This window comes from Gordonia sp. HS-NH1, from assembly GCF_001418765.1.
Lineage (GTDB): Bacteria > Actinomycetota > Actinomycetes > Mycobacteriales > Mycobacteriaceae > Gordonia.
This window is the reverse complement of sequence record NZ_LIYC01000137.1, coordinates 1-381: the sequence shown is the minus strand read 5'-3', so window position 1 is coordinate 381 and position 381 is coordinate 1. Positions and strand designations below refer to the sequence as shown.

Sequence of the window (381 nt, the reverse complement as noted above, 5' to 3'; positions counted from 1 at the left end):
GCCGAGTTTCTTGACATCAACATGCACCAGTTCACCTGGGGTTGCCGACTCCATCCGACGGATAACCCGCCCGGTGGGGCGATCCAGCCAGCGCAAACGAGCCAGGCCGTAGCGAGACAGCACTCGGTGCACAGTCGAGGGGTTCAGGCCGAGCAGGTAGGCGATGCGTGCGGGTCCCCAGCGGCGCATGACGCGGACTTTGATGATGCGTCGTTCGGTGCGGGTCGGTGTGCGATTGGGGTTGCGATGGGGGCGGCTGCTGCGATCGACCATCCCGGCCGGCCCGTGGCCGCGGTAGCGGCGGGCCCAGCGTTGGGCGGTCGTTGGGGCGACCTGAAAGCGTTCAGCGGCACGGCGGATCGACCAACCGTCCTCAACGAT

The 381-nt window shown here is 67.2% G+C and carries 1 protein-coding gene; it reads right to left on the bottom strand.

Annotation, left to right across the window (positions count from 1 at the left end):
* Window positions 1-381 (bottom strand): helix-turn-helix domain-containing protein (locus AMD30_RS24390; RefSeq protein ID WP_156354444.1); only part of this gene is annotated, 381 nt, incomplete at both ends.